At 62.7% G+C, this 10,456-nt stretch carries 10 protein-coding genes and 1 pseudogene; 6 read left to right on the top strand and 5 right to left on the bottom strand.

Going from position 1 to position 10,456, the window contains the following annotated elements; genetic code table 11:
- Positions 1-128 precede the first annotated feature (128 nt).
- The 6 genes from IEW19_RS22675 (at position 129) to IEW19_RS22700 (ending at position 5,824) form a co-directional block, all read left to right on the top strand.
- On the top strand, positions 129-428 hold the full coding sequence (locus IEW19_RS22675) for an alkaline phosphatase family protein (protein ID WP_444541735.1): 300 nt from the start codon (positions 129-131) through the stop codon (positions 426-428).
- Positions 429-1,020: 592 nt separating this feature from the next.
- On the top strand, positions 1,021-1,293 hold the full coding sequence (gene tatA, locus IEW19_RS22680) for a Sec-independent protein translocase subunit TatA (protein WP_188573808.1): 273 nt from the start codon (positions 1,021-1,023) through the stop codon (positions 1,291-1,293).
- A 48-nt stretch (positions 1,294-1,341) separates the two neighbouring features.
- Entirely contained in the window at positions 1,342-2,136 is a 795-nt protein-coding gene (gene tatC, locus IEW19_RS22685; protein WP_188573813.1) for a twin-arginine translocase subunit TatC, read from the top strand.
- Positions 2,137-2,439: 303 nt separating this feature from the next.
- A complete protein-coding gene (locus IEW19_RS22690; protein ID WP_229748716.1) occupies positions 2,440-4,125 on the top strand; it encodes a phospholipase C in 1,686 nt (561 codons plus the stop codon).
- 326 nt (positions 4,126-4,451) lie between these two features.
- A complete protein-coding gene (locus IEW19_RS22695; RefSeq protein ID WP_188573809.1) occupies positions 4,452-4,931 on the top strand; it encodes a hypothetical protein in 480 nt (159 codons plus the stop codon).
- Positions 4,928-5,824, top strand: a complete 897-nt coding sequence (locus tag IEW19_RS22700; protein WP_188573810.1) for a carbohydrate ABC transporter permease — start codon at positions 4,928-4,930, stop codon at positions 5,822-5,824. Before IEW19_RS22695 ends, IEW19_RS22700 begins: the two co-directional genes overlap by 4 nt.
- Before the next feature lie 162 nt (positions 5,825-5,986).
- On the opposite strand, the pseudogene IEW19_RS23815 reads toward IEW19_RS22700, so the two are convergent.
- The 5 genes and pseudogenes from IEW19_RS23815 to IEW19_RS22715 all read right to left on the bottom strand — a co-directional run.
- Positions 5,987-6,094, bottom strand: a pseudogene (locus IEW19_RS23815) (ATP-binding protein); the annotation flags it as partial.
- A 906-nt stretch (positions 6,095-7,000) separates the two neighbouring features.
- Positions 7,001-7,285 carry a DUF1540 domain-containing protein gene (locus IEW19_RS22705; RefSeq protein WP_188573811.1) on the bottom strand — a complete coding sequence of 95 codons (285 nt, stop codon included), beginning with the start codon at positions 7,283-7,285 and terminating at the stop codon, positions 7,001-7,003.
- Between the two features lie 203 nt (positions 7,286-7,488).
- Positions 7,489-9,063, bottom strand: a complete 1,575-nt coding sequence (locus IEW19_RS23820) for a phosphopantetheine-binding protein (protein WP_229748718.1) — start codon at positions 9,061-9,063, stop codon at positions 7,489-7,491.
- Entirely contained in the window at positions 8,966-9,952 is a 987-nt protein-coding gene (locus IEW19_RS23825; RefSeq protein WP_229748719.1) for an AMP-binding protein, read from the bottom strand. Before IEW19_RS23825 ends, IEW19_RS23820 begins: the two co-directional genes overlap by 98 nt.
- Positions 9,953-10,047: 95 nt before the next feature.
- Positions 10,048-10,456, bottom strand: a 409-nt coding sequence (locus IEW19_RS22715; protein ID WP_188573812.1) for a multicopper oxidase domain-containing protein, incomplete at its 5' end; no start/stop codon positions are given.

A 10,456-nucleotide genomic window follows, 5' to 3' on the forward strand; every position in this document is an offset into this window, starting at 1 on the left:
TGCACGGGGTCTCCCAGTCGGGCGCGGCCCTTGTAGGGATGCCCAAGTGCGGGTACCCGGATTCCGGCCTGGACCACGGCGCCATCCAGCTCGGCGACAACTACGTCAAGGAAACGGTCCAGCAGATCATGGATTCCCCGACGTGGAAGACGACCAAGTCCAGCATTGTCCTGGCCTGGGATGAGAACGACTACTCCGGATCCGACGGCGGCCCGGGCAGCCCCGTAGGCCAGAACGGTGCAGTCCTGGGCGGTGGCCACGCACCCGCCATCGTCATCAACTCCGCCGAGGGCCCGCAGAAGACAACCGACAAGGTCTCGGACCACTACACCCTGCTCTCCACCATCGAGCACATGTGGCACCTGGGCTGCCTGGAAAACACCTGCTCACCCACCACNAGTGCCGGCAACCATTCAGAGACCAACTGAGAGCCACAACGCCAACGGAAACAACAACGGGGACGGCCACAACCTTGGCGACTAACCCGCGGTCCGTCGATCTCTGAACGCAAGCACAACAGGCACCCTGAAACGCCATCCCGCACCCCAGGCCGCAGGATGGCGTTTATATCGGCCGCCTCAACAACTCATCGCAGGCAAAATCAACTCAACACAACGCCAGCCCGGAACCCGGATCCCGAGCCACCGGCGCACTTTTCCGTGTGGGGTAGGGCACTGCGGCGCGGTCCGCCTGATCATCTACTGGAGTGCCCTATAAAGATCCCAGCGCCGAGGGTGCCGGACGATTGGACCGTCCGGCTCCGAGTCGCTCGAGTCAAAGTTGTGGAGGACGCTTCTGAACCGCCCGAAGTCGAGGATGACTGTGGAGAACGCTGAGGAAATGCACCGAATCGGCGTCAGCAGGGGTTGAGTTCTTCACCCTTCCAGACATCGATCTTGAGTCCAGACACGAAAGGGTCCCACGGAGGGGCCGACCAAACGACAAACCAGTCCGACGTACCCCACGCTAAGGGGCTAAAGGTATTCAGACCTAGCATGTACTTAGAGGAAAGGATTTCCCGTGGGAAGACTCTTTGATGGCCCTTGGCCAATCATGATTATCATCGTTGTTGCTTTGCTTCTCTTTGCCGCCCCTAGGCTTCCTGCCATGGCGCGAGGTCTGGGCCAGTCCATGCGGATTCTGAGGTCCGAGGTCAGGGAAATGAAGAACGACGGAAAACCCGAATCCACTGAGGCTACCGGCCCGGTGGAAGGCGCCGTCGTGGACCACCCCAAAACCAAGCCCGCTGAGCCGACGACCGTCACTGACGTTCCGCCATCGACCCGCTCCTGACCTCCCATGGCACTGTCTCGGGCCCGTGAAGCCAACCCCGAGGGGAGGATGGCGCTGTGGGACCACGTTAGAGAACTGAGAAACCGGCTGATCAAATCGACGATCGGCGTGATCATGGGCGGTATTGGGGGCTGGATTCTTTATGACCCGCTGCTGAAGGCTCTGGCCGAGCCGGTGAACCGGATTTCACAGCAGACTGGCGGGCTGTCCACCATCAATTTCGGGACCATCGCGTCGCCCTTTGATTTCAAGCTCCAGATGTCGCTGTTGATCGGCGCGGTCATTTCCAGCCCGATCTGGATTTACCAGCTCTGGGCGTTCATCACTCCCGGGCTGACTTCCAAAGAGCGACGCTACACACTCGGTTACATGGCGGCGGCGGTCCCGCTTTTCCTGGCCGGTATCTGGGTCGGCTGGCTCGTGGTGCCCCAGGTGGTCCACGCGCTGACCCAGTTCACGCCCGAGGGCTCCTCAAGTGTTATTGACGCCAGGACCTACATCGAATTTGTCACCCGCATGGTGTTGGTCCTGGGCCTGGCCTTCCTGGTGCCCGTGGTCCTGGTGGGGATCAATATGGCCGGCATTATTTCCGGCCGGACGATCCTCAAGGCCTGGCGCATTACCGTATTCCTCGTGTTCGTCCTGGCTGCCATGGCGGCTCCGGGCGCCGACGCCATCTCCATGTTCATGCTCGCCGGTCCGCTGCTGGCCCTGTTCTTCGCGGCCATCGGGATCTGCATCATGAACGACAAGCGCCGGACCCGCCGGCAGGCCCGAGAGGTCCAAGAGACAGAGGCAACCGCCGACCTCCCCACCCCAAGCAGCGAACTCAAGAACCTCTAGCCGATTTGCGGCAGGGGTCTGGGCGGCCGAGGCCCGGTCCGGATCCTGCCGCGAACCGGAGCCTACCCACCACGGGATCCTTCGCCGTCGCCTTCATACTGCTTAAATCTGATCACCGTTAGACGGCGCGCAGCTTCGCCAACGATACGGCTTTGGCCATCGGCTGACTGCGTGTCCTTGCCGGGGTTTGATCTGGTTCCGGGCGTTTGCCCGGGTGTTACCGGGAAGTAACCCGCAGCCTTTAGCGTGTTCCACGGTCGGCGAGGGACGTCGACGCATGCCCTGTGAAAGCAAGGACCAAAAATGGGAACAGCTGTACTTTCGAAGCGGCGGGCCTGTGCCGCCGTGGCTGGCGCGGCAATATTAATGGGCGTGGTGACCGGGTGCGGTTCGACCGGCACGCCGGGCCCGGCGGATACCGCCTCGGCCGGGGCTCCTGCACCGGGCACGGCCTTCGCGGCGGCTGCCACAACAGACACCAGCACTCCGGTTAAGCACCTGGTGGTGATCTTCCAGGAGAATGTGTCCTACGACCACTACTTCGGCACCTACCCGAACGCGGCGAATACGGACGGCACCGCCTTCCATCCGGCTCCCGGCACACCCGCTGCGGAGGGCCTGGACGCCTCGCTGCTGACCAAGAACCCCAACTCGGCGCAGCCGGTTCGCCTGGGGGGTCCCGGCCAGCAGGTCACGTGCGACCAGGACCACGAATACATTGATGAACAAAAAGCATTCAACGGCACTGCGATGGATAAGTTCGTCGAGCACACCGAGGTAGCCCAAGGGAGCACGTGCAAGGCACCGCTTTACGGGCCGAAGGGCCTGGTCATGGACTACTACGACGGGAACTCCGTCACGGGCATGTGGAACTACGCCCAGCACTACGCCATGAGTGATAACTCCTACAACACCACCTTCGGCCCCTCCACCGTGGGGGCGCTGAACCTCGTCACGGGCCAGACCCACGGCGTGACCAAGGAGCTCATGCCGGACGGGACCCCGTTCCCCAAGGGCGAGGTTCTGGATAACGCCGGCAATAACCAGGGCACCGTGGTCGGGGACCCCCAGCCGCTCGGGGATGACTGCTCAAGCCGCGACCAGGCCCAGATGTCAAGCGACAGCAAGAACATCGGAGACCTGCTCAACGCCAAGGGCGTCTCCTGGGGCTTCTTCGAAGGCGGCTTCAAGCCGACCGCCACCAAAGACGGCAAAGCCGTCTGCGGCGCCACCCACAACGTGGGCGAGGCGCTGGGCGGAACCGGCAAGGACGGGGCGCTGGCGTACGGCACCAAAGCTGACTACATCCCCCACCACGAACCCTTCCAGTACTACCCCTCCACCGCGAACCCCCACCACCTCGCGCCCTCGGCCACCAACATGATCGGCTCCACCGATCAGGCCAACCACCAATACGACCTCACAGACTTCTGGACAGCGGCCGACAACGGCACCATGCCCGCCGTGAGCTACCTCAAGGCGCCGGGTTACCAGGACGGCCACGCCGCCTACTCCGACCCGCTCGATGAACAAAAGTTCCTCGTCGATACGGTCAACCACCTCCAAAAGCTCCCGGACTGGAAGGACACCGCCGTCGTCGTCGCCTATGACGATTCCGACGGCTGGTACGACCACAAGGCCCCTCCGGTCGTGAACACGTCGACATCCCAGGAAGACGCGCTCAACGGGGACGGACAGTGCGGACCGACGGCCCAGCAGCCAGCCGCGAACTACCAGGGACGGTGCGGGTACGGCCCCCGCCTGCCCCTGCTGGTGATCTCCCCCTTCGCCAAGGCGAACTACATCGACCACACCCTCACCGACCAGTCCTCCATCCTGCGCTTCGTCGAAGACAACTGGAAGACCGGACGCATCGGCGACGGCTCCCTGGACGAAAAGGCCGGCCCCCTGAACGGAATGTTCGACTTCAACGGTTCCACCCAGCCGGCGCTCCAGCTCGACCCCAAAACCGGCGCAACCGCCGGCTGACCGGACAACACCACCGCGGCACCTAGTTCTGCAGACCCGAAGCAGCCCGGGCCGCCTCTCCCACAGTCGGGTCACGCATCGGGATTCCCGCCGGTGAGCGCAGAAGAACATTCAGCTAAGCTGGATCCATAAGTTTCCTTCGCCGAGGAGAACGCAGAATGGCCGGCCTAACCGCCGGCCATTCTTGTGCCCCCAGGCAAACCGCAACGCAAAAGCGCTGCTCAGCAATCAGCCCGGGAAGTTCCGCGGATCGTTGCCGGAGCTGTTCTTGGACCCACGACGAAGCCGCCCTCCTCTACCCGTCCGGCTCATGGATTGAAATCGAGATGAAGGACCAGACGGCGCCCTACTTCAAACTCACCGGTGCACCCGTTCCCATGGTGACGAGCGGATCGAAGTTCCCCTACGAGGCGATGCACAGCGCCTCGGCCGAAGCGTACATCGTGCCCTCCCAGGCGAAGAACGTTCCGGGAGGCAAAGAATTGCTCCGAACCATGCTGTCCAAGGACGCCGCCACCAATTTTGCAAAGCAGCAACTGGCCTCCACCATCGTCAAGGGAACCGTCCCCGCCGACGGCTTCGGCTCCACAGCTTTGGTGTCGCAAACCAAGATGCTCGAGGCTGCAGGAAGCAAGATCCTCACGTGGGGTTTCGTGGACGTCTACGGGATGAACAAGGACCTGCTCGTTGTCTGGAACACCTTCCTCGACGGCAAGTCAGACGTCGCCACCCTGACCTCGGACATGCAAAAGATCACGGACAAGGTCCGCAATGACAGCTCCATCAGTAAGGTCGAAGTGAAATGAGCCTGTTGGGAACCGGTGTCCCTCCTGCGGCGGAGGCTGCGGGAGGGACACGGCGCCGCTCGAAATGGACTTTTGACAAGGTCAGCTTCATCGCCGTCTTCTTAGGCCTCCCGCTGGTCGTCTACCTTGTATTCGTCGTCTCCCCCTTCGTCCAGGTCTTCTATTACTCCATGACCGACTGGACCGGGTTCACCCAGAAAATGAACTTCACCGGACTGGCGAACTACGGAAAACTGTTCAGCGACGACATCTTCATGAAAGCCATGGGCAACAACATTCTTCTTGCCCTGGTCCTGCCGGCCCTGACGATCATCCTGAGCCTCATCCTCGCGTCCCTCGTCACAGTGGGCGGCAGCAGCCGGGGCCAGGTCAAAGGCTTGCGGAACTCCAGCTTCTACCGCGTCGTCTCGTTCTTCCCCTACGTGATTCCCGCCATCATCATTGGCATCATGTGGGGCCAGATCTACGACCCCAGCAACGGGCTGCTCAACGGAATCCTGCCCTCCGCCGGCCTTGGCCAATTCAAATCCTTTGCCTGGTTGGGCAGCGAGAACACCGCCATGGCCGCCTCAATGTTTGTCACCGTCTGGGGTTTTGTCGGCTTTTACATGGTGCTCTTTGTCGCCGGGATCAAGGGCATCCCCGCCGAGCTCTTCGAAGCAGCCCGGATCGACGGCGCCGGCAGATTCCGCACGGCAATAAGCATCACGATCCCCCTGATCCGGGACAACATCCAAACCGCGTACATCTACATGGGAATTCTTGCACTTGATGCCTTCGTCTACATGGTGGCGCTCAACCCCGGAGGCGGCCCCAACAACTCTTCCGAGCCAATACCTCGACCGGCAACGCGGACGCCATCTATGACCACATCAGCCGCAGCCCTTCAATGAGTATCGAGAAATGGCGGAGGCAGCTCGGCTGTCAATGGCCATTAGTTTCTGCCCATAAGCGGCCAGCTATTATGCCCGTTCGTGGCCAGTGGAACTGCCCGGTGATGGCCAACAGATCTGCCCACTGAGGGTTTCGGCGGGGTTGGCCATCGTCGGGTCGCGTTAGTTCAGTTGCGTCACTCCCTTCCCGGCCAGGGCTTGGGTCAGGCGGATGGAGTCGCCGCTGGTTTGGCAGACGTGGGCGTGATGCAGGAGCCGGTCAACGGCTGCCGTGGCGAGGGTTTATGCCCGGCCGAGTCTGCCGAGGCGTTGTGGGCAGCCTTGACCAGCAGGGGAATTATGCCGGGAAACAACACCCTGGCCATGACGGGGCCGGCCGCTGCTGACTAGAGCGTTTCCAGCGAGCCAATCTCCCCTGACAGCAGATTCCAGAGGTGAAACTCGCTACAGGCCCGGCCATGCTCCGTGCATGGTCCACCCCGTGCTCCGGGTAAAAGCGGCCAGCACCGGTCCCACACCGAAACGCGGACGCGGACAGATGGTCTGCCGCAACACCGCGTGGGTGCACTCCAGACCGCGGAGAGCAGCCATAGCCTTGGCAGCGGCATCACTGGAACTCGCGCCATCAACCGTGAACCAGCCCCCGCTATGGTCGGTCGCGTATTCAAGAAAGAACGCCATAAACAATGCTTTCTGCACCCAACCGGGTTCAGACAGGGCCAATGGTCCCGCTTGGTCAGGGTCTGATACGTTTCCCTCCCAGATGCGACAAGGGGCATAAGCCCTGCACATCATCACCATGACACGAGACCGTTCTGGGTCATCTGCCAAAGGAGCCTGGAAGGGTTGGGAAACCCTTCCAGGCATCAGCGGCCTTAGGGCTGTGCGTGGCGGACCAGCCGCCGCCCGGCATGATGCGCGGGAGCCGGACCACTGCGGTTGGGGGCGTGCTCCCGCGAGTGGGTTCGGAATCTCCTGAGGCCCAAATTGTCTAGGTGCAGCGCGCTAAGGACCTGGTCGGCGCAAAATGGAGGATTACTCCGATCGGCCTCCTTCAGGGTGCCGCAGGCACTCCCCTGCCCGGTCAGGTCGACGAAATCGCTGTTGGGTCCCATGATGGCCGTACTCCCGGTAACCGTTAGCACCCGGGTTCGAGGGCAGGTACTATCGCCTCGACTATCTGTGGGCGTAGGTAAGGCAGTCGGCGTTGTCTTTGCCGGGGCCTATGTGAACTTCGGTGGCTCGGCACATCAGGTGGTCGTTGTGGACGCATTCAGCGCGCTGGCAGGCTCCGACGTCTGCCAGAACCTTGGGGAGCCCACCATGGCTTCCGGTCTCAATGAACGTCGCGCAGTGCGCGTGCTCCTCCGCGCCGCTGACGGTAATGGCGGCGGCATTACAGTTGGTGTGGTCGTTGCAGGAACAGCTGGTTACGCTGCAATCGGCGACATGTGTAGTCATTTCGAGATCCTCCGTGCTCGGGAGCCCGGGTGGCCGCTCTGTTTTCCCAAGGTAGACCTGCCCCGGCCCATGGAAAAGACCCAAATCTTTGACGTAATCGTGCAAAGCCACAAAGCCGCCATCCCGAACTGTCTCGGATCCATTCCTGGCATCGCTGAGTCGCGTCGCAGCATCTACGATGGCGCCGGGCTCGGTGCTGGTGCTCAACTTTGGGAGCGAGAAAGGTCTTTTCTGATTCGGCGGTGCACACTCGTGATCCGGTTGCACAGCGCCCAGTAGCCAATCCCGGCAATCAGTGACCCGGCCGCCGCGAGGGGACGGTTAATGTCGGCCAGAGGCGGGTACACGAGCCAGTGCACGAGGTAGATGTGCATGGAGGCGCCGGCCAGGAGAGCCGCGGGCCGGGCCACCGCGCGCGGCACGGGGAGGGCGGGAAGCCAGGTGAGCAGCAGGATCCCGGCCATCATGGTGGATTCGCGGTGGACGTCGCCGTCGAAAAAACCGGGAATCGTCACGACCGCCAATACTGAGACCAGCGGGCGCTGCAGGAGGGTGCGCGAGCGTGCCACGGTCCAGCCCAAGGCGAAGAGCCACAGTGCCGGGATGGTGTGCGGCACCCCCGGTTCAACGATCTCGTAGCGGGTGAGCAGCCCGGCGCCGAACAGCATCAGCGGGTAGAGGAACGGGAATCGGCGTTCGGTGCGGTCGATCCAAGGGATCGCGAGCAACGCGGTCATGGCCAGAAGGATGTAAACAATGTCTTCGATGAACCAGAAATGCCATTGGGTGGTGACTTCCACTGGGCCGAGAACGGCGTTGAGGAGCACAATGTTGGCCAGGCTGTAGCGGTCGGTGACCAGATATGCGAAGGCGATGAACGCCATGGCGGGCAGTGCGATCCGGCCGATACTGGCTAGCTGGCGTCGAAGGCGGGGTCTTCGTTGGCCGGAGAGCTGGAACCGGGCGAAGTTGTACCCCGCCGCGGCGATCAGGACATGGGCCATGCCTTGCCACTCGAAGAGACCGACGTGGGTGCTGATGATGAAGACGATGCCTACAGCGCGAAGGACGATGCTCGTGTCAATCGGCGCCATCGTCCCTTTGATGCCGGGCCGGCGGGGCTGGCTGTTGGGTTTCGACGAGGGTTTGAGCCTGCTGACGGGGGTGACATGCCAGTCGGGTGGCAGTTGGCCCAGTACCTGTTCCAAGCGGACGGAGGCGGCCACGAAGGAGAGGGAGTCGCCGCCGAGCGAGACGAACGTGTCGCTGTCCTCGACCTCGGCGATCTCAAGGGCGTCCCTAAATATCTGCTTCACGATGACAATGGCTGGAGTGCTGGCCGGGCTGTCGTCAGACGGTCCAGTTGACGCCAGGTCGGGGGTCTCCGCCGGGGCTCGCCCTTGGGCGGAAGCATCGGAAAGGAGTCCGGTCACTTGCGTCCTGTCAGCAACAAGGGCGGTGACTGCAGGGTAATCAAGTTTGCCGCTGCCCAGGCGGGGCAGTTCCTTGACGGCGCAGAGGCTCAGGGCGGTGCCTGGCAGTCCTACGCCCTGCGCGAGTATCTTGGACAGAAGCTGGGTGTCATTCTCGCCCTCGACGGCCACGACCAGGCGGTCGTCGGTGCCGGTGCTGGCCGCGGCCACTCCGAGGTCCGTCAGGATGCGTTCGACCTGTCCGAGGTCAACGCGCAGGCCCACGATCTTGACGAACCGGCTGCGCCGGCCCACCACTTCGTACAGGCCCGAGGCGTTCTTCCGCGCCAGGTCGCCGGTGCGCAATTCCGTGATGGTCCGCGGCAAGGTGCGGGGGCAGGTAGGCCATCCGCGCCGTCGCCTCCGTTTGCCCATACATGACAAACAGGTCCCACCCCCGACGCCCGCCCAGCTGTGCGTAGCGGCGTACCTGGTCGGAGGCCAAACGGCCACCGGCCTGGGTGATGTAGCGCAGGTGCGGCAGATCCATATCGCCGAAACCCACCCGGTCAAGAAGCTCGAACGTGTACGGGACGGCGGCGAAGGATGTGCAGTGCTGCTGCCGGAACAGTTCCCAGAAACAGGGGTCGACCACTGACAGTCCGGTCAGCACCAGTGACGCGCCCCGGGACAGGTGACTGTTGACCACCGAGAGCCCGTAGCAATAGGACATAGGCAACGTGGTGGCCGCCCGGTCCTCTGCGGTAATGCCCAGGTAGGAGGCAATGGATTCGGCGTTTGCTTGAAGGTTGCCATGGGAAAGACGCACCAGCTTCGGCGAACCGGTCGAACCTGACGTGCTGAGGAGCAGGGCAAGGTCCGGGTGCAGCTCGTGCCGGCTCCCCTGTCGCCGCTCCACCAGGGAAATTTCCCCATTGGCAGGGCGAAGCACCACGTCCGGGTCGTACGCGGTCACCAATGCTTCCAGGGCCGAGTGCTTGTCTTCCGGAAGAAGGATGAGCGGGTGCCCGCCCACAAGGGCGGCCAGATACGCCACCAACGATTCAACATCGTTGGACCCCGGAAGGGCGAGCAGCCGGCGTTCCGTGCCAAGTCTGCGACCCAGAGCTTCAACCCGCTCTGCCAATTCACGGTAGGTCACAGTCACCCGGTCAGTAATGATGGCAGGGGCGTCCCCGTAGTCCGCCAGCCCCCAAGCGAAAGGTACCCCCGCAAGTTCAAGCTGCGCGGTCATTCCACCAATGCTATGAGGCAAGCCTTACCTAAGTACAATCCAGACTGGAAGAGGAATGGGAAAGGCCTGCGGGGGCAGGGGTTGACGGAAAGTTGTCAGGGGTTGACCTGGATGTAGCCCATCATGCCGTGGTCTTCGTGGGCCGCGATGTGGCAGTGGAACATCCAGAGACCCGGGTAGTCGGAAAACTGCTGCCGGATGACCACCCGGCCGGGGGTGCCGTTTACCGCGTGGGGAACGATGACGGTGTCCTGCCGGTGCGGGTAAGGGGCCGGGATTCCGTTGACCGCGGTGACCTGGAAGGCGTCGGTGTGCATGTGGAACGGGTGGTCTTCACCGCTGGTGTTGGTGATGGTCCATTCCTCGACTGTTCCGACTTTTGCTGGAGTGTCGAAGGTCGGGGCGCCCATGCTGAATTGCCGGCCGTTGACGAAGAAGTTTGGCGCGGAGGGGTCTTCGGAAAGTTCGATGCTCCTGTGCTGGGCGAGCGGTGCGCCGCTGAGG

Origin of the sequence: Arthrobacter liuii (genome assembly GCF_014639275.1) — a bacterium.
Lineage (GTDB): Bacteria > Actinomycetota > Actinomycetes > Actinomycetales > Micrococcaceae > Arthrobacter > Arthrobacter liuii.